The organism is Pseudomonas sp. NKUCC02_KPG, from assembly GCF_019345465.1.
Taxonomy (GTDB): Bacteria; Pseudomonadota; Gammaproteobacteria; order Pseudomonadales; family Pseudomonadaceae; genus Aquipseudomonas.
On the sequence record NZ_JAHKRC010000012.1, the window covers coordinates 60999 to 80476 of the forward strand.

15 protein-coding genes are annotated in these 19478 nt (G+C 58.1%); 5 read left to right on the forward strand and 10 right to left on the reverse strand.

The window, feature by feature from the left end:
• Positions 1 to 11 precede the first annotated feature (11 nt).
• Positions 12 to 2714 (forward strand): DEAD/DEAH box helicase, encoded by a 2703-nt coding sequence (locus KO536_RS16720; protein WP_133077830.1) that lies wholly within the window; start codon positions 12 to 14, stop codon positions 2712 to 2714.
• A 181-nt stretch (positions 2715 to 2895) separates the two neighbouring features.
• Here the strand turns inward: KO536_RS16720 and nagZ are convergent, their stop codons facing one another.
• Both nagZ and KO536_RS16730 read right to left on the reverse strand, forming a co-directional pair.
• The gene (gene nagZ, locus KO536_RS16725; protein WP_219262539.1) at positions 2896 to 3894 is read right to left on the reverse strand and encodes a beta-N-acetylhexosaminidase; all 999 of its coding nucleotides are present in this window, start codon (positions 3892 to 3894) and stop codon (positions 2896 to 2898) included.
• A 181-nt stretch (positions 3895 to 4075) separates the two neighbouring features.
• Entirely contained in the window at positions 4076 to 4783 is a 708-nt protein-coding gene (locus tag KO536_RS16730; RefSeq protein WP_133077832.1) for a TetR/AcrR family transcriptional regulator, read from the reverse strand.
• Positions 4784 to 5043: 260 nt separating this feature from the next.
• Between KO536_RS16730 and lexA the strand changes: the two genes are divergently transcribed.
• Both lexA and sulA read left to right on the forward strand, forming a co-directional pair.
• Positions 5044 to 5652, forward strand: a complete 609-nt coding sequence (gene lexA / locus KO536_RS16735; protein WP_019827486.1) for a transcriptional repressor LexA — start codon at positions 5044 to 5046, stop codon at positions 5650 to 5652.
• 10 nt (positions 5653 to 5662) lie between these two features.
• On the forward strand, positions 5663 to 6136 hold the full coding sequence (gene sulA / locus KO536_RS16740) for an SOS-induced cell division inhibitor SulA (protein ID WP_133077834.1): 474 nt from the start codon (positions 5663 to 5665) through the stop codon (positions 6134 to 6136).
• 69 nt (positions 6137 to 6205) lie between these two features.
• Here sulA and KO536_RS16745 read toward each other — a convergent pair whose 3' ends face one another.
• The 7 genes from KO536_RS16745 to KO536_RS16775 all read right to left on the reverse strand — a co-directional run bounded on the left by KO536_RS16745 (position 6206) and on the right by KO536_RS16775 (position 14622).
• Positions 6206 to 6439: a hypothetical protein gene (locus KO536_RS16745; protein ID WP_003446620.1), complete on the reverse strand. Its 234-nt coding sequence runs from the start codon at positions 6437 to 6439 to the stop codon at positions 6206 to 6208.
• A gap of 119 nt (positions 6440 to 6558) precedes the next feature.
• Entirely contained in the window at positions 6559 to 7080 is a 522-nt protein-coding gene (locus KO536_RS16750; protein WP_133077835.1) for a DUF6586 family protein, read from the reverse strand.
• A gap of 279 nt (positions 7081 to 7359) precedes the next feature.
• The gene (gene topA, locus KO536_RS16755) at positions 7360 to 9987 is read right to left on the reverse strand and encodes a type I DNA topoisomerase (protein WP_133077836.1); all 2628 of its coding nucleotides are present in this window, start codon (positions 9985 to 9987) and stop codon (positions 7360 to 7362) included.
• Between the two features lie 114 nt (positions 9988 to 10101).
• Entirely contained in the window at positions 10102 to 10338 is a 237-nt protein-coding gene (locus tag KO536_RS16760; RefSeq protein WP_133077837.1) for a DUF1653 domain-containing protein, read from the reverse strand.
• A gap of 87 nt (positions 10339 to 10425) precedes the next feature.
• On the reverse strand, positions 10426 to 11601 hold the full coding sequence (gene fadA, locus KO536_RS16765) for an acetyl-CoA C-acyltransferase FadA (RefSeq protein WP_133077838.1): 1176 nt from the start codon (positions 11599 to 11601) through the stop codon (positions 10426 to 10428).
• A gap of 27 nt (positions 11602 to 11628) precedes the next feature.
• Positions 11629 to 13776 (reverse strand): fatty acid oxidation complex subunit alpha FadB, encoded by a 2148-nt coding sequence (gene fadB / locus KO536_RS16770; protein WP_219262487.1) that lies wholly within the window; start codon positions 13774 to 13776, stop codon positions 11629 to 11631.
• Positions 13777 to 14184: 408 nt separating this feature from the next.
• On the reverse strand, positions 14185 to 14622 hold the full coding sequence (locus KO536_RS16775) for a hypothetical protein (RefSeq protein ID WP_019827478.1): 438 nt from the start codon (positions 14620 to 14622) through the stop codon (positions 14185 to 14187).
• Positions 14623 to 14725: 103 nt separating this feature from the next.
• Between KO536_RS16775 and KO536_RS16780 the strand changes: the two genes are divergently transcribed.
• Positions 14726 to 15166 (forward strand): universal stress protein, encoded by a 441-nt coding sequence (locus tag KO536_RS16780; RefSeq protein ID WP_019827477.1) that lies wholly within the window; start codon positions 14726 to 14728, stop codon positions 15164 to 15166.
• Positions 15167 to 15243: 77 nt separating this feature from the next.
• On the opposite strand, the gene KO536_RS16785 is transcribed toward KO536_RS16780, so the two are convergent.
• Complete coding sequence (locus KO536_RS16785) at positions 15244 to 17160, reverse strand: ATP-binding cassette domain-containing protein (protein ID WP_219262488.1); 1917 nt, start codon at positions 17158 to 17160, stop codon at positions 15244 to 15246.
• Between the two features lie 214 nt (positions 17161 to 17374).
• Here KO536_RS16785 and KO536_RS16790 point away from each other — a divergent pair, with 214 nt between their 5' ends.
• Positions 17375 to 19303, forward strand: coding sequence for a transglycosylase SLT domain-containing protein (locus KO536_RS16790; RefSeq protein ID WP_219262489.1), 1929 nt, complete (start codon positions 17375 to 17377; stop codon positions 19301 to 19303).
• Positions 19304 to 19478: the final 175 nt, after the last annotated feature.

Sequence of the window (19478 nt, forward strand, 5' to 3'; positions counted from 1 at the left end):
ATGAACTACCCATGACCCTGAGCCAGACACCCCGGTTGACCAAGCCGCTCGCACCGACCTGGACCAGCCGCTTCAAAGAGCAAAGCCTTGAGCGTGGCCGCCGCTACGCCAAGGAAAACCGTGTCAGGATCGTCCAGATCGGCGACAGCATGATCAGCGCGAGCTGCCAGGGCTCAGGCGAAAACCCCTACCGCCAGACCATACATCTGCGTGAGTCCGCCAAAGGTACTTTGCTTTTGGTGGACGCCACCTGCACCTGTCCGGTACGCACCCATTGCAAGCACACCGCTGCCGTCTTACTGAAGATTGAAGAAACCTTGAACTACCCTGCCGCCGCTCAGGATGCCGAGCTTCTGGAAAAACTCCAGGCCGTACTCGACTCACGTCGTCCCAACAACCTGCCAGAACTTCGGGTCGACGATGTAAAGCCGGTGCCACGGCTGTGGCTGGCCAGCGCTGAATTCAGCGCCTTCGAACCGCGCAACGGCAAGATGCAACGCTACATCCAGCACCGCGCAGCACTGTCGTTCAACTACCTGGATCAATACGTCAGCGGGCAAAAGAACACCGACATCCTGCTGCGCCAGGAACAGCAGACCCTGCGGATCAAGCGTCATCCCGACACAGAGAACCTCTACCGCGAGCAATTGCGCAGCCTGGGCTTCAAGATTGCGACCCGCCAGAGCAAGGCGCTGCCTGAAAGTGCTGGAGAGCTGTTTGAACTGGTCAATGACAGTGCCTGGCTGAATTTCACCCTCAACCAGATGCAAGGCCTGAGGGAACAAGGCTGGGAGCTGCAGATCGATGAAGGTTTCGGCTTTGACCTGACCCCGGTCGAAGACTGGTATGCCAATGTCGACGAGGCCCCGGAACGTGACTGGTTCGACCTGGAACTGGGCATTATCGTCAACGGCCGACACCTGAGCTTGCTGCCGATACTGCTGAACCTGATGCGCTCCCACAGCGACATCCTCAACCCCGAAAAACTCGCCCGGCGTCGGGATGACGAACTGATTCTGGTGAATATCCCGGCCAACCCCGGCAGCAATCATGGCCCGCTTCAGGTCGCCCTGCCGTACGGACGGCTGAAACCGGTACTGGCAACCCTGGACGAATTTTATCTGGGTGAACCGGACGCGACCTCCCTGCGGATCAAAAGCGCTGACGCACCACGCCTCAATGCTCTCGATGCCCTGCCCTTGCGCTGGGAAGGTGGCGAGCAGATACGCGGTTTTGCCCAGCGCCTGCGCGACATCAAGGACTTTAGCGTCGAAGTTCCCCAAGGGCTCAATGCCAACTTGCGCCCATACCAGCTTGAAGGCCTGAGCTGGATGCAGTCGTTGCGCCAGCTCGAAGTGGGCGGCGTACTGGCCGACGACATGGGGCTGGGCAAAACCCTGCAGACCCTGGCCCATATCTTGTGCGAAAAAAATGCCGGCCGCCTGGATCGTCCGGCAATGGTGGTGATGCCCACCAGCCTGATCCCCAACTGGCTGGACGAAGCTGCGCACTTCACTCCGCAGCTCAAGGTGCTGGCGCTGTTTGGCGCCACCCGCAAAAAACACTTTGCACACCTCAATGACTACGACGTGATCCTGACCACCTACGCCTTGCTGCCCAAGGACATCGAGCACCTGGCAAAACTGCCCTTGCACCTGCTGGTCCTGGACGAGGCCCAGTACATCAAGAACCCCGGCAGCAAGGCCACCCAGGCGGCCTGTGAACTGATTGCACGGCAACGCCTGTGCCTGAGCGGCACCCCGCTGGAAAACCACCTGGGCGAGCTTTGGTCTCTGTTCCACTTCCTGCTGCCCGGCTGGCTGGGCGACGTTAAAACCTTTAACCGCGACTACCGCATACCCATCGAGCGTCAGGGCAGCAACGAGCGCCTGCAGCATCTCAATGCGCGGATCAAACCGTTTTTATTGCGCCGCACCAAGGAACAGGTCGCGACCGAACTGCCGCCCAAGACCGAGATCATTCACTGGGTCGACCTGAACGAGGCCCAGCGCGACGTCTACGAGACCATGCGCCTGGCGATGGACAAGAAGGTGCGCGACGAAATCACTCGAAAAGGTGTCGGGCGCAGCCAGATCATTATCCTCGAGGCGCTGCTCAAGCTGCGTCAGGTGTGCTGCGATCTGCGACTGGTCAGCGACACCCCGCCGAAAAAAGGCAGTTCCTCGGGCAAGCTAGACAGCCTGATGCTGATGCTCGAAGAACTGTTTGCCGAAGGCAGGCGCATCCTGCTGTTTTCCCAGTTCACCTCGATGCTCGGCCTGATCGAAATCGAACTGAAAAAACGCAAAGTGCGCTACGCCATCCTCACGGGGCAAACCCGTGACCGACGCACACCGGTCAAAGACTTCCAGAGCGGCACCCTGCAAATATTCCTGATCAGCCTCAAGGCTGGCGGCGTGGGATTAAACCTCACCGAAGCCGACACCGTGATTCACTATGACCCGTGGTGGAACCCGGCGGCTGAAAACCAGGCCACCGACCGCGCCTACCGTATCGGCCAGGAAAAACCGGTGTTTGTTTACAAGATGATTGCCCGCGGCACCGTGGAGGAAAAAATCCAGCACTTGCAGCAAGAAAAATCGGATTTGGCCGCAGGTGTTCTGGACGGACGAGTCGCCGGTGACTGGAAATTACAGGACGACGACATCGACGCGCTCTTCGCGCCGCTGCCACCCAAAACAGAGAAGCGCTGAGACACCCGACTTATTGATTAACTGCAGGCGCGGTCTTTCTGCTTGATCGCGCTGACGCCATCGCGAGCAAGCCCGCTCCCACGGGCTTTGTGGTGCTTGCGAAATCTTGGGAGCTGGCTTGCCGCGATTCAGGCGATACGGTCTTTCTGCTTCGCCAAGCGTCAAAGCGGCATCGATGTGCTCAATCTATTAATTGAGCATCCTTGAGCGCACCCATTGCCACCAGCCAGCGCGGGCTCTGGCGATAGTCAGTGCTGGCCCAGGCCTGACCGCGCATGCGTGCAATCCTGGGCGAAGGGGTAACGTTCAACCGCTGAGCAGCGCTGAGTGCCAACTCCGCCGCCGCACGGTCGTTGCATACCAGTCCCATGTCACAACCCGCCGACAAGGCCGCCTCAATCCGGCTGGCGGCATCACCCACTACGTGCGCACCCGCCATCGACAGGTCGTCACTGAAAATCACGCCGTCGAACTGAAGCTCGCCGCGCAAAATATCCTGCAACCAGCGACGCGAGAATCCTGCAGGCTGGCTGTCCACTTGTGGATAGATCACGTGGGCTGGCATGACAGCAGCCAGATGCTTGCTCAAGCGGGCAAAAGGTACGAGGTCATGGGCGCGAATCTGCTCAAGACTGCGCTCGTCAGTTGGAATGGCGACGTGAGAATCAGCCTCGGCCCATCCGTGTCCCGGAAAATGCTTACCGGTCGCCGCCATGCCCGCGTCGTTCATCCCGCGAATAAAAGCCCCGGCCAATGTGGCTGCGCGCTCAGGGTCTCCCTCGAACGAACGGCTACCGACCACAGCGCTACGTTGATAATCCAGATCCAGGACCGGGGCAAAGCTCAGGTCCAGCCCTACGGCCAGCACTTCAGTGGCCATGATCCAGCCACACTGTTCAGCCAGGTACTCGGCGTTGGGGTTATCAGCAATGGCACGCATGGCTGGCAGGCGCACGAACCCCTGACGCAGACGCTGCACCCGGCCACCTTCCTGATCGACCGCCAGCAACAGGTCGGGACGCAGCGCGCGAATCGAAGCGCTCAACTCACGCACCTGGCGCGGATGCTCGATATTGCGTGCAAAGATAATCAACCCGCCTACTTCTGGCTGGCGAAGTAATTGCCGATCTTCAGCCGTCAGCCAAGTACCGGCGACGTCCACCATCAAGGAGCCTTGCAAGGCAGAACTCATGGGAAATCCTTTAAAAAGAGAGCGTTCATTGCCCGGTCCGGATCCGCAGCCACGCGCCTGCGCGCCGCACTCCAGAGAGGCAGCGGCGAATCGACAGACGGGAATAAGTCAGGGTTGGGCATGGCAACTAGCTTAGCGGAACAAAGCTGCCGCGCCCACCCGCCGCGGGTCAAACCTTGGCGGTAACCGGGGCGGTTTTACTGCGGGGGCGAAGCTGGGCACTGGCCATTGCAGAATCCGTGACGCCGCTTTGTGCACGCATGCCTGCCGCGAGGAATGGCACCATCAGACGCATCACCTGCTCGATGGAGGTGTTGACACCGAAATCAGTCTCGGCAATTGCACGCAACGCCTTGATTCCCGACATGCTGAAGGCCGCAGCACCCAGCATGAAGTGCACGCGCCAGAACAACTCGATGGGCGGGATTTGTGGGGCAGCCTCGTTGACCAGCAGCATATAGCGGCGAAAAACCTTGCCGTACATGTCTTCAAGATAGCGACGCAAGTGACCCTGGCTCTGACTGAACGCCAACCCGAGCAAGCGCATGAAAATCGACAGGTCGTTACCACTGCGCGGCTGGATCACCAGCGCCTGCTCGACCAGCATCTCCAATAACTCTTCAAGGCTGGGGCGGTTCTCAGGCTTGGCCTGACGACGCTCCAGCTCACGATCGAGGTTGGCGCAAAAAGGCCCCAGGAAGCGCGAAAAGACGGCCTGGATCAGCGCCTTTTTAGAACCGAAATGGTAATTGACCGCCGCCAGATTGACCCCGGCTTTACTGGTGATCAGCCGCAATGAGGTTTCAGCAAACCCTTTTTCCGCGAACAGCTGCTCGGCAGCATCAAGGATACGTTCAACGGTTTCCGACTGGGCCATGACTACTCCGCCTGACAAACATTTAAACACTTGTTTGAAACATACGTTTCAGATTGTAAAAAGTCAAGATGAGGCATTCGTTTCAGGACCGGGCAGTTCTGCATTTAACCACAGCCTCGGCCAGTCCGGCCCCACCTGATAAAGTACGGGTCGCCCGACTTATTAATGACCGTCCAGCGGACCGTTGGAAATGGGTGATTGCCAAGAAGCTTTCACTGTATATAATCCCAGTCACTGTATAAAAAGACAGAGCGATCAACATGCTAAAACTGACGCCACGCCAAGCTGAGATCCTGGCCTTCATCAAGCGATGCCTGGATGACAACGGATACCCGCCCACCCGTGCCGAGATCGCACAGGAGCTGGGCTTCAAATCCCCCAACGCCGCCGAAGAACACCTCAAGGCGCTTGCCCGCAAGGGTGCCATCGAGATGACCCCCGGCGCCTCCCGCGGTATTCGCATACCCGGCTTCGAAGCCAAGTCTGACGAATCCACGCTGCCCATCATTGGCCGAGTAGCTGCCGGTGCTCCGATTCTTGCGCTGGAGCACGTCGAAGAGTCCTGCAACATCAACCCGACCTTCTTTCACCCCAGAGCCGACTACCTGCTACGGGTACAAGGCATGAGCATGAAGGATGTCGGCATCTTCGATGGCGATCTGCTTGCCGTGCATACCTGTCGCGAAGCCCGTAACGGCCAGATTGTCGTGGCCCGTATCGACGACGAAGTCACGGTCAAACGCTTCAAGCGTGAAGGCAACAAGGTCTGGCTCATTGCCGAGAACCCTGAATTCGCCCCGATTGAAGTCAACCTCAAAGACCAGGAACTGGTCATTGAAGGCTTGAGTGTCGGCGTAATTCGCCGCTAAAGGAGGCTTCATGCAGTTCCCACACACCCCGCTGCCAGCACAACTCACCCTTTTTGAAGCGTTCATGGCTCAACCCATGACGCCCGCGATCAAGGACGTGCTCGATTCCCCCTGGAGCGCCGAACCCGAGGTGTTCAGTGAACTGTCGCTACGCGGTGCCGCCGGAAACTGCCTGAACCTGCTTGCCCCCATGCTGCGCGAACTGAGCGAGCAACAAAACGCCCGCTGGCTGACACTGATTGCGCCACCTGCAAGCCTGACCCAAAGCTGGTTACGCGATGCCGGACTGAACCGCGAGCGCATTCTGCTGCTGCAACCCAATGGCAACAAAAGCGCCTTGCAACTGACCTGCGAAGCGCTGCGACTGGGTCGCAGCCACACGGTAGTGAGCTGGATCAACCCGCTGACCAGCGCTGCCCGCAATCAGTTGATCAGCGCAGCTCGCACCGGTCACGGGCAAAGTCTAAATATACGCTTGGGTTAAACAGTTGATGCCTGCGCAGGGCCAGTGCAGAACGCACTCGCCTGGCTGCGGAGCACGAGTCAGAGTCGCTTAGTGAAGAATGCGTGGCCCATCGTCTTTTTCGAGCTCGCCTTCGGCCAGCCGACCCGCCATTTGTACACCGACGCTAAGCATGGCTTTCGCCACCTCTACGTGCTGCCCCTGAAGAAAAGCCTTGGCATCTTCAGAAAAATTCAGCGTTACCAAAGACCCTTCGTCCTCAGCACGGCGCAACTCGATGCGGCCGTCTGGCAACTCGACAATTTCTAGAAAAGACGTTGGCATATAAATTTGTTCTCCACGAAAGCGCGGGAGTATATCAGCCATCCCGCGGGAATTTCCCGTGATCTGTAGCGCTTTCGATTACAGACTGATGAATGACTGTACCGTTTCGGTTTCGACCCTTAGCACTCATTGAGTCCATCACGGAACCGAATGGCCAGACCTTTGAGGTTCTGACGCCACTCCTCCATTGTTTCGCGACTCAACTCCTGGGGTGCCTCATCCTCCAGGTTGACCGCAATGATCAAGGGCTGGAACACATCCGCCTTGACCTTTTTGGGTGCCTGTAACGGCTGATACAGAGCAGCGTGGGTCGCAACCAGTTGCGCCAGCCATGTCTGCGGCGCCTGTGCCAGTTCAACCAGCTCGGCCAGTTCCGGGATGGCCTTCTCGTCCAGCACTTGCTGGGTGAGCAGCAGTTCGACCCGAGGTGCATTGGCTTGGGACAGACGATAAAAGCCAGCAATCTCATGACACAAGCCAAGCAGCGCACCATACAGATGAAATACCGCCGACTCGCGCTCTGCCTGAACCAGCGCCTGAGCATTCATGGCCCGACCCTCACTCGCCTTGTTCATGGCCTCAAGGGCCAGGCCAGCGAAATAGATCTTCTGATTGGTACGGGTATAGAGTTCGTGAGCCATGCGGGCGCTCCACATCGAATGGGTAAAGGCAGGTAGTGCAGTCTCAGGGATCAGGCCGTGCTGGCGCAAGGCCTACGTTCCCTGCGCTTTTGTGGGAGCGGGCTTGCCCGCGATGCAGGCGCTGCGGTGCTTCAGCCAAACCGTGTCGATGCCATCGCGAGCAAGTCTGCTCCCACAAAAGCACTCAAGCAGCGGCAACCAGGCCCGGGATTGGCAAACAAAAAAACCGCGCAAGGCATACAGCCCTTGCGCGGTTTTCTATTCAGCGATCAACTCAGATCAAGCGTCTTTTTCTTTACGCTTGTCTTCAACCTTCCAGCTACCGCCGTCGTAGAACGCACGCCAGCCAGTCGGCTTGCCATCCACTTCAGTCTGCACGTACTGCTCTTTGGTTTTGCGGCTGTAGCGAATCACTGCAGGACGGCCATCCGGATCTTTCTTCGGCGCTTCGCACAAGAAGTGATACTTGGGATCGATCTCGTCCTTGTGGGGCACAATTTCGATCACTAACGGAGCACGAGTCTCACGGTTTTTCGGGAACTGGCTTGCCGCCAGGAACAACCCCGAAGCACCGTCACGCAGGATGTACGTGTCGTTGACCTTCTCGCATTTAAGTTCCGGCATTTTCACCGGGTCCATTTTCGGTGGCGCCGCTTCACCGCTTTTCAGCAGTTTTCGGGTGTTTTTGCACTCGGCATTGGTACAGCCGAAGAACTTGCCGAAACGACCGGTTTTAAGCTGCATTTCGCTGCCGCACTTGTCGCACTCAAGGCTCGGACCTTCATAGCCCTTGATGCGGTAGTTGCCTTCTTCGATTTCGTAGCCGACACAATCCGGGTTGTTACCGCAGATGTGCAGCTTGTGCTTCTCATCCAGCAGGTAGGCGTCCATTGCCGTGCTGCAGATCGGGCAACGGTGTTTGCCCAACAGCACCAGGGATTCGGATTCGCCTTCGTCGTCGGCCGCAATTTCGTCACCCGGCACCAGATTGACAGTGGCCTTGCAACGCTCTTTGGGCGGCAGGCTGTAGCCCGAACAACCCAGGAACACGCCGGTTGAAGCCGTGCGAATCTGCATTGGACGACCACATTCCTTACAAGGAATATCAGTCATTACCGGCTGGTTGGCACGCATGCCACCTTCCGGTGCAGCAGCTACTTCGAGCTTCTTCTTGAAGTCGCCGTAGAACTCGTCCAGTACGTTTTTCCAGTCACGCTCGCCTTGCGCCACGTCATCGAGGTTCTCTTCCATACCGGCCGTGAAGCCGTAGTCCATCAGGTCGGAGAAGCTCTCGGACAAGCGTTCGGTAACGATGTCGCCCATTTTTTCGGAATAGAAGCGGCGGTTGTGCAACGCCACGTAACCACGATCCTGAATGGTCGAGATAATCGCCGCATAGGTCGAAGGACGACCAATGCCACGTTTTTCCATCTCTTTTACCAGGCTGGCTTCGGAGTAACGCGCAGGCGGCTTGGTGAAGTGCTGGCTCGGGTCGAGCTCGATCAGCTTCAGGGCATCGCCCTGAGCCATATCTGGCAGCACATCGTCGTCGCCCGGCTTGGCAATTTGCGGCATCACACGGGTGTAACCGTCGAATTTGAGGATGCGGCCCTTGGCACGCAGCTCAAAATCACCGGCCGCCACAGTGACGGTGGTGGACAGGTACTTGGCCGGCAGCATCTGGCACGCCACGAATTGGCGCCAGATCAGCTCGTAAAGGCGCTCAGCGTCGCGCTCCATGCCCGACAGCTTGCTCGGGTGCATGTTTACGTCAGAAGGACGAATCGCTTCGTGAGCCTCCTGTGCGCCTTCCTTGCTGCTGTACACATTAGGTGCCGGCGGCAGGTACGACGCGCCGAACTCACCTTCAATATAAGTACGCGCCATCTCGACCGCATCGGCCGAGAGGTTGGTGGAGTCGGTACGCATATACGTGATGTAGCCAGCTTCATACAAACGCTGGGCCATCATCATGGTTTTCTTCACCCCGTAGCCCAGGCGATTGCTCGCGGCCTGTTGCAGGGTGGAGGTAATGAAAGGCGCCGACGGCTTGCTGCTGGTCGGTTTGTCTTCACGCTTGACGATGCTGTAGTTCGAAGCCTTGAGCTTCTCCAGCGCCGCCATTGCCTGAGCTTCGTTGAGCGGCTTGAACGCCTCGCCTTTTTCACGGGCAACGTCAAAACGCACTTTCGCCCCCTTGGCAGTGCCAAGGTCGGCGTGGATTTCCCAGTACTCTTCAGGGTTGAACGCACGAATTTCGCGCTCACGCTCCACCACCAGCTTCACGGCCACCGATTGCACACGGCCTGCCGACAGGCCACGGGCTACCTTGGCCCACAGCAGCGGCGAAACCATGTAACCCACGACGCGGTCGAGGAAGCGGCGGGCCTGCTGGGCGTTAACGCGGTTGATATCCAGCTCGCCCGGCTTGGAGAAGGCTTCCTGAATCGCTTTCTTGGTGATTTCGTTGAACACCACGCGCTTGTAGCGGGTGTCATCACCACCGATGGCTTCGCGCAGGTGCCATGCAATGGCTTCCCCCTCGCGATCCAAGTCGGTTGCGAGATAGATGGTGTCAGCATCCTTGGCAAGCCGGCGCAGCTCTTCGATGACCTTTTCCTTGCCGGGCAGGATCTCGTACTTGGCTTTCCAGCCATGCTCGGGATCGACGCCCATGCGCGAGATCAGCTGCTTCTGAGCCTTCTCTTTTGGCGACAGGGCCGGCACTTCGCCCGCCGCTGCCTTGCCACGCTTGGCAGCCGGTTCTTTGCTGGCGCTAGCCGAACCGCTGGTGGGCAGGTCTCGGATATGGCCGATACTCGACTTCACCACGTACTCGTTGCCCAAGTACTTGTTGATGGTCTTGGCCTTAGCCGGGGATTCCACAATGACCAGCGATTTGCCCATGGATCAGAAAATTCCTGAATTCTAGAAGTGAAAGGCGGTTCGCGCCTGACGCGGCACCGCTATATATAGTGGCTACAAGGTGAGGTCAAGCACAGGGTTCTGCGCGACCTTGCCTTATGGCCGGGAAAAAAGGCTGGGTTCGGCCTGAATCAAGGCAAAGCGCGGGACGTGTTCGCCCTCAACGATGACTGACTCCAGGAACATGCTCAGCGGGCGCACCCAAAAGCCGTAATCGCCATACAGGGCTTGGTAGAACACTACATCTTCTTCGGTTTCAGAATGGCGAGCCACACTGAAAACACGATACTGAGGACCTTTGTAGTGTTGATAGAGCCCAGGTTGTAGCGACATGTTGCGGCCCCTCTGCAAATAAAAAAATTAAACACGCTTAAAAACAAAAACCGGGGCACAAGGCCCCGGCTTCCATCAACGCAACGCTTAGACGCGTTCGAAGACGGTGGCAATGCCCTGGCCAAGACCAATGCACATGGTGGACAACCCGAAAGTGCCGCCATTTTGCTTCATTACATTGAGCAAAGTGCCGGAGATACGAGCACCCGAGCACCCAAACGGGTGACCCAGAGCGATGGCACCGCCGTGCAGGTTAACCTTCTCATTCATCTTGTCGAGCACTTTCAAATCTTTCAGCACTGGCAGGGCCTGTGCAGCGAAAGCTTCGTTGAGCTCAATGAAGTCGATATCGGCCATATTCAAGCCTGCACGCTTCAATGCTTTTTGTGTAGCCGGTACTGGACCATAGCCCATGATCGCAGGATCCACACCCGCAACTGCCATCGAGCGGATCACTGCCAGCGGCTCAAGCCCCAGGTCTTTTGCACGCTGGGCAGACATCACGATCATGCATGAAGCACCATCGGTGATTTGCGACGAAGTGCCCGCAGTCACGGTACCGCCTTTAGGGTTGAACGCAGGTTTCAACGCCGCCAGGCTTTCCAGGGTGGTATCTGGACGAATAGTTTCATCGTAGTCGAAAACTTTCAGGAAACCGTTTTCGTCGTAACCCTGCATCGGGATGATTTCGTCCTTGAACTTGCCTTCTACCGTCGCCTTGTGAGCGAGCTGGTGAGAACGCACAGCAAATGCATCCTGCTGTTCGCGGGTGATGCCGTGCATCTTGCCCAGCATTTCAGCGGTCAAACCCATCATGCCCGAGGCTTTTGCCGCGTACAGCGACATGTGCGGGTTAGGGTCGACACCGTGCATCATGCTCACGTGACCCATATGCTCGACGCCGCCCACCACGAAAACGTCACCGTTGCCGGTCATGATCGCTTGCGCAGCCGTGTGCAGGGCGCTCATGGACGAGCCGCACAGGCGGCTCACGGTCTGTGCAGCCGAGGTGTGCGGGATCTGGGTCATCAGCGACGCCATGCGCGCAATGTTCCAGCCTTGCTCCAGGGTCTGGTTCACACAGCCCCAGATCACGTCTTCGACTTCACCCGGGTCAACTTTGCTGTTGCGCTCCAGCACTTTACTGATCAGGTGTGCAGACATGTCTTCAGCACGGGTGTTGCGGTGCATGCCACCCTTGGAGCGGCCCATCGGGGTGCGACCGAAGTCTACAATCACCACGTCTCTAGGATTCAAGCTCATAATTTCACTCTCACTCTAATGGGGCGCTTAACCGAAGAAGCTCTGGCCGTTCTTGGCCATCTCACGCAGCTTCGCAGTCGGGTGGTACAGCGCGCCCAGTTCAGCGTACTGATCGGCCAGGGCCACGAACTCTGCAACACCGATCGAATCGATGTAGCGCAGCGCGCCGCCACGGAACAGCGGGAAGCCAATGCCATAGACCAGGCCCATGTCAGCCTCGGCTGCGGTTTCAACGATGCCGTCTTCCAGGCAACGCACGGTTTCAAGACACAGCGGGATCATCATCCAGTTGATGATGTCTTCGTCGGTCACGTCGCGCTGCTCGTAGACGATAGGCTTGAGGACCTCAAGCACGCTCGAATCAACGATTTTCTTCTGCTTGCCGCGCTTGTCTTCTTCGTAGGCGTAGAAGCCCTTGCCGTTCTTCTGACCCAGGCGCTTGGCCTCGTACAGAGCGTCAATCGCTGAACGACGGTCGTCTTTCATACGGTCCGGGAAGCCTTCGGCCATAACGTCGCGACCATGGTGACCGGTGTCGATGCCGACCACGTCCATCAGGTACGCCGGGCCCATTGGCCAACCGAATTTTTCCATCACTTTGTCGATACGCACAAAGTCGACACCGGCGCTGACCAGCCTGGCGAAACCGCCGAAGTACGGGAACAGGACGCGGTTGACCAGGAAGCCCGGGCAGTCGTTGACCACGATCGGGTTCTTGCCCATTTTCTTGGCATAGGCAACGGTGGTTGCTACTGCCAGGTCGCTGGACTTCTCGCCACGAATCACTTCAACCAGCGGCATCATGTGCACCGGGTTGAAGAAGTGCATGCCGACGAAGTTTTCCGGACGCTTGAGGGCCTTGGCCAGCAGGCTGATGGAAATGGTCGAGGTGTTGGAAGCCAGAATGGCGTCTTCGCGAACGTGATTTTCCACTTCCGCCAGTACAGCCTGCTTGACCTTCGGGTTCTCGACTACCGCTTCGACCACAAGGTCGACGTTACCGAAATCGCCGTATGACAAAGTAGGACGAATGCCGTTCAGCACTTCAGCCATTTTCGCCGGTGTCATGCGACCCTTATCAACGCGGCCTACCAGCAGCTTGGCAGCCTCGGCCAGACCCTGCTCGATGCCGTGCTCGTTGATGTCTTTCATCAGGATCGGCGTACCTTTGGAGGCCGACTGATAGGCAATACCGCCACCCATGATGCCTGCGCCCAGAACGGCCGCCTGCTTCACGTCTTTGGCAATCTTGTCGTAGATCTTGGCTTTTTTCTTCAGTTCCTGATCGTTCAGGAACAGGCCGATCAGGCATTGCGAAGCTGAGGTTTTTGCAAGCTTGGCGAAACCTGCTGCTTCCACTTCCAGCGCCTTGTCACGACCGAAGTTCGCGGCTTTCTGGATGGTCTTGATCGCTTCAACCGGGGCCGGGTAGTTCGGGCCAGCCTGGCCGGCCACAAAACCTTTAGCGGTTTCGAAAGCCATCATTTGTTCGATTGCGTTCAGCTTGAGTTTTTCAAGCTTGGGTTGACGCTTGGCCTTGTAGTCCAGTTCGCCACTGATGGCGCGCTTGATCAGGTCCAGCGCTGCAGCGCCCAGCTTTTCAGCCGTTACCACAGCATCTACGGCGCTCACTTTCAGAGCATCTTCGGCGCGGTTTTCCTTGCCGGAGGCAATCCACTCAACCGCGTTATCAACGCCAATCAGGCGTGGCAGGCGCACGGTACCGCCAAAGCCCGGATAGATACCCAGCTTGACTTCCGGCAGGCCGATTTTGGCGCTGTCCGCCATGACCCGGAAGTCAGCAGCCAGACACATTTCCAGACCGCCACCCAACGCGATGCCATTGATGGCCGCGACGGTGGGTACGTTGAGGTCTTCAAAATCGCTGAAGATCCTGTTGGCTTCGAGGTTGCCAGCGATCAGCTCGGCATCCGGCAACTTGAAGTTTTCGACGAACTCGGTGATGTCGGCGCCAACGATAAAGACGTCTTTACCACTGGAAACGATGACACCCTTGACCGAAGCATCTGCCTTGATCGCATCTACAGCCTGACGCAACTCGTTCAGGGTTAGACGGTTGAATTTGTTGACGGACTCACCCTTGAGGTCGAACTTCAGTTCGACGATGCCACTTTCAAGAGCCGTAACCGTGATGGCTTTACCTTCGTAAATCATCAACTGATCTCCAGGATATGGAAGCTGAACAGTACACGTCAGAAGCTAGCGTCTGGCTGTCACTGACCTTTGTGTCAATGCTGTTGCCAATCCGCCAGGCACACCCGCCAACGCGATAATCGGGATTGAAAATGAGAGCTGTCTTACATGACAAACGCTCAATTCATACGCCCGTTTGATTTGGGTGTCGACACCTTCAGGGAAAAGCGATCGATTGTCAATTGTCCGAAACAACGATGACAAAACGACCCGGCAGTCAGTTTAGACACCTGCGGTACGAGTGCTCGAAACCATTGAAGCGCCCTGCAGGTGAAAATTGTGGGAGCGGACTTGCTCGCGATTCAGACGACGCGGTTTGTCCGCCACACCACGCCGATTCCATCGCGAGCAAGCCCGCTCCCACAAAGGTCATGCCAGCGCCTTGAGCACCTCATCAATCGCCTTGAGCACCTGAGCCTCACCCTTCTCGCCCCACACCAGCACAATCATCTGTGCATCGGCCTCAACTTTGTAAACATTGGCCGGCAGCTTTTTGAACTGCGCCAGCAGGCGCTCATCTTCACATTCTTCCTGCCAGCGATTGAGCCATTTTCCAGGTGCCGATTGCCAATAGCACCAAACATCAGGCTTAGTACTGCGGCGCGGGCGATGGTACTGCGCGCAGGAACCGGGCGGCTGGGGCTCAAGCCAGTACGGCCATTCCTGAGGCGCCAGCTGCATGGACAAACCAATGCGCCGTGCCTCCATGCGCAAATCCATACGCCCACTCTGCCCCCGGGAAGGCCGCAACCAGGCCAGGGGACTCAGAACCAGCGCCAGGATTGACACCACTATCCATACCGTCATATCTGTACTCTCATTACGTGATAAACGAGTGACCCAGACTTGAACCAAGGCTCTGGAAAAGGGCCATACTCATAACTAATCGCCATCTACAGGAGCACCCCACATGCCCTACGAACATATTTTGGTCGCTGTCGACCTGACCGACGAATGTGACCCCGTGATCAATCGCGCCAGCGAAAGCGCCAAGGCTAACGGTGCCAAACTGTCACTGATACATATCGTCGAGCCGATGGCGATGGCGTTTGGCGGCGACGTGCCCATGGATCTCTCGCAACTGCAGCAGCAACAGTTCGATCAGGCCAAGGAGCGCCTTGAGCGGCTGATCGCCAAGTACCCGCAACTGCACAAGGATTACTGCCACCTGAACTACGGTCAGCCGCGCCAGGAAATCCATGCCTTGGCCAAAGCACAAAAATGCGACCTGATCGTGGTCGGCAGCCACGGCCGTCACGGCCTCGCCCTGTTGCTGGGCTCCACCGCCAACGACGTACTGCATGGCGCTCCGTGCGACGTACTGGCAGTCAGCCTGAAAAAACCTGACTAAGTTTATCTGCATGTAACAACAAAAAAGCCCGGCACCTTGTTAAAGGGCCGGGCTTTTTCAGTTCAGCACGCAGTCAATCAGGCATCCAGCTCAGCCCAGCGCTCAACCAGTTGCTCAAGCTCGGCTTGCAACGTTTCAAGCTTGGCAATGACTTCTGCAGTTTTGGCAGCAGGCAACTGATAGAAACCCGCATCAGCCATCTCTGCTTCAACCGCAGCAATTGCCTGTTCTTTCGCGTCGATATCCGCCGGCAACGATTCCAGCTCACGCTGCAACTTGTAGCTCAGCTTCTTTTTCGCAGCAGGAGCAGGTTGTGCGGCCACAGGAGCCGGCGCAGCCTCGACCACGGCCGAGTTCAGGTCGGCCTTGCCGGACTTGCTCTCGGTCACGCCCAGCAGACGCGGCGAACCGCCCTGGCGCAGCCAGTCCTGATAACCGCCGACGTACTCGCGAACCTTGCCTTCGCCCTGGAAAACCAGGGTACTGGTGACCACGTTGTCGAGGAATGCCCGGTCGTGACTGACCATCAGCACGGTGCCCTTGAAGGTCAGCAAGACCTCTTCGAGCAGCTCCAGGGTTTCAACGTCCAGGTCGTTGGTAGGCTCATCGAGCACCAGCAGGTTGGCTGGCTTGCTGAACAGCTTGGCCAGCAACAGACGCGCACGCTCACCACCCGACAGCGCCTTGACCGGCGTGCGGGCACGCTGAGGGCTGAACAGGAAGTCACCCAGGTAGCTGAGTACATGGCGGCTCTGACCGTCGATATCGATAAAGTCGCGGCCTTCAGCCACGTTATCGATCACGGTTTTTTCCAGATCCAGCTGATGACGCAACTGATCGAAGTAAGCCACGTCGATGCGTGTACCTTCCTCAACCGTGCCTTCGGTCGGCACCAGGCCGCCCAGCATCAGCTTCAGCAGCGTGGTTTTACCTGTACCGTTGGCACCCAGCAGACCGATACGGTCGCCACGCTGGAGCACCATCGAGAAGTCCTTGAGCAGGAACGGGCCTCCCGGGTGAGCAAAGCTGACGTTTTCCAGCACCATCACTTGCTTGCCGGACTTGTCTGCCGTATCCAGCTGGATGTTGGCCTTGCCGGTACGCTCGCGACGCTCGCTGCGCTCTACGCGCAACTCCTTCAGGGCGCGTACACGGCCTTCGTTACGGGTGCGACGGGCCTTGATACCTTGACGGATCCACACTTCTTCCTGGGCCAGACGCTTGTCGAACAGCGCGTTGGCTGTCTCTTCAGCAGCCAGGGTGGCTTCCTTGTGGACCAGGAAGCTGGCGTAGTCGCCGTTCCAGTCGATCAGGCCGCCACGGTCCAGTTCCAGAATCCGGGTGGCCAGATTTTGCAGGAATGAACGGTCGTGGGTAATAAACAGAACCGCGCCCTGGAAGTCCTTCAAGGCCTCTTCCAGCCACGCGATTGCGCCGATATCCAGGTGGTTGGTCGGTTCGTCGAGCAGCAGCAAGTCCGGTTCGGAAACCAGTGCTTGCGCCAGCAGGACGCGGCGACGCCAGCCACCGGACAATTCGGCGAGGGTTTTGTCGGCAGGCAACTGCAGACGGCTCAGGGTGCTGTCTACCAATTGCTGCAAGCGCCAGCCATCACGGGCTTCGAGGTCTTGCTGAACATGCATCAGCTTGTCCAGGTCAGCATCGGTCACGATGTTCTGGCTCAGGTGATGGTACTGGGCCAGCAACTCGCCAACACCGTCCAGGCCTTCGGCCACAACGTCGAACACGGTCCGCTCGTCGGCTACCGGCAACTCTTGCGGCAATTCGCCAATCTTGAGGCCGGGCGCGCGCCAAACAGAGCCGTCATCGGGTTTTTGATCACCTTTGACCAGCTTCATCATGCTGGACTTGCCGGTACCGTTGCGGCCGATGATGCACACCCGCTCTCCACGGGCGATCTGCCAGGACACCTTGTCCAACAACGGCATAGAGCCGAAAGCAAGGGACACATCGCTGAATTTGAGCAGGGTCATGAGCTTCTCCAAAAACTGGGCGCGCATTCTACCTGATTTAACCCCTTGGGCGGCCGGGTATTTCTTGTACGGCCCCCGCTCCCCTTCATTTAGTGCCAAGTTGCACCGGTTAACCGGCAAGGCTTTCACGTGCTGCTGGCAAAAGGCTAAGCTAGGAAATAATCAGTGCAGGCCAGACCTGCGCTCGTCGCGTTTTTATCAGTACGGAAGCCTCATGCGCAGTCGTCTCTTCAATTTTTTATCCTGCCTGCTTCTCACCAGCTGTGCCGTGCAAGCCGCCCATGGCGCAGACCTGACTCAACAACGCCAACTTTACGACCAGGCCAAGCGTGCCTTGGCCAAGGGTGACTCCGGCCCTTACTTTCAAAGTGCCGCGGCCCTGCGCAGCTACCCGCTGACGCCTTATCTTGCCTATGACGAACTGACCGCCCGCCTGAAGTCAGCCAACAACACGGAAATTGAGCAGTTTTTGGCCGAGCACGGCGACCTGCCTCAAGCCAACTGGATGAAACTGCGCTGGTTGCGCTGGCTCGCAGACCGTGGCGACTGGGCAACCTTCGCCAAGTACTACGACCCAAAACTCAACTTCACCGAACTGGACTGCCTCAACGGTCAATATGAGCTGCAGCACAACCGCAAGGCCGAAGGCTATGCCAACGCCGAAAAACTGTGGCTGGTCGGTAAAGCGCAGCCAGCCGCATGCGATGCACTGTTCAGCCAATGGGCCGCCGATGGCCAGTTGACCGAGCAAAAACGCTGGCAGCGGGTCAAGCTTGCCGCCGAAGCGCGCAATTACGCCCTGGCCACCCAACTGGCCAACGGCCTCAATACGCTGGGGCCACAAGCCAGGCTGATGATCGACGTGGCGCAAAAGCCCGACATGCTGAGCCAGCCTTCACGCTTTGCTCCGGCCAGTGAGGCCATGTCTGACGCCGTAGGCCTGGGCCTGCGCCGCCTGGCCCGCCAGGACCCGGAAAAAGCCGCGTCATTGCTCGACACCTACGCAACCAATATGCATTTCTCGCGCGACGAGAAAGTCGCCATTGCACGGGAAATCGGTCTGACATTCGCCCGCCGCTACGACAGTCGCGGCCTGGACATCATGACCAAATATGACCCGGAACTGCGGGACAACACTGTTACCGAATGGCGCCTGCGCCTGCTGCTGCGCCTGGGCCGCTGGGAAGACGCCTACCAGCTGACCCGCAAACTGCCCCAGGACCTGGCAACCACCAGTCGCTGGCGCTACTGGCAGGCCCGCAGCCTTGAGCTGGCCGAACCTAAAAACCCGCAGGCGCAAGTGCTGTTCAAAAAAGTCGCCAACGAGCGTGATTTCTACGGATTCCTGGCCGCCGATCGGGCGCAGACGCCTTATCAGCTCAACAACAGACCGTTGATGCTCAGCCCGCAACTGGTCAAAAAAGTGCGCAACACGCCGGGTGTGCAACGGGCACTGGAGTTCCATGACCGCGGGCAGATCGTCGATGGCCGCCGCGAGTGGTACTACGTCAGCCGCCTGTTCAGCCGCGATGAAATGGTCGCCCAGGCCAGGCTTGCCTACGACCTGAAGTGGTATTTCCCGGCCATTCGAACCATCAGCCAGGCCCAGTACTGGGATGATCTGGATATTCGATTCCCGATGGCCCACCGCGACACCCTGGTGCGTGAAGCCAAGCTTCGCGGCCTGCATTCCAGCTGGGTGTTCGCCATTACCCGTCAGGAAAGTGCCTTTATGGATGACGCCCGCTCTGGCGTGGGCGCCAGCGGCCTGATGCAATTGATGCCAGCCACCGCCAAAGAGACAGCGAGAAAATTCAATATTCCACTGGCATCACCGCAGCAAGTGCTCAATCCGGACAAAAACATCCAGTTGGGTGCCGCTTACCTGAGCCAGGTGCATGGCCAGTTCAACGGCAACCGGGTGCTGGCTTCGGCGGCGTATAACGCAGGGCCCGGCCGTGTTCGTCAGTGGCTCAAGGGCGCCAATCATCTGGGCTTCGACGTCTGGATCGAAAGCATCCCTTTCGACGAAACCCGCCAGTATGTGCAGAACGTGCTGTCTTATTCGGTGATCTACGGGCAGAAGCTCAATGCACCACAGCCGGTAGTGGACTGGCATGAGCGGTATTTTGATGATCAGTAATGCTGATCCGTGTAGCCGCTGAGGAGCGAAGCGAGGCTGCGTTGGCGTGGTGCGGCACTCCGACGCAGCCGTCGTAAATCAGGTACCGCCGTGGCCCAGATAGATTGGGGACTCAGGTTTCGCGACGGCTGCGCCGCCGATCGCAGCCTCGCTCCGCTCCTCAGCGACTACAAGC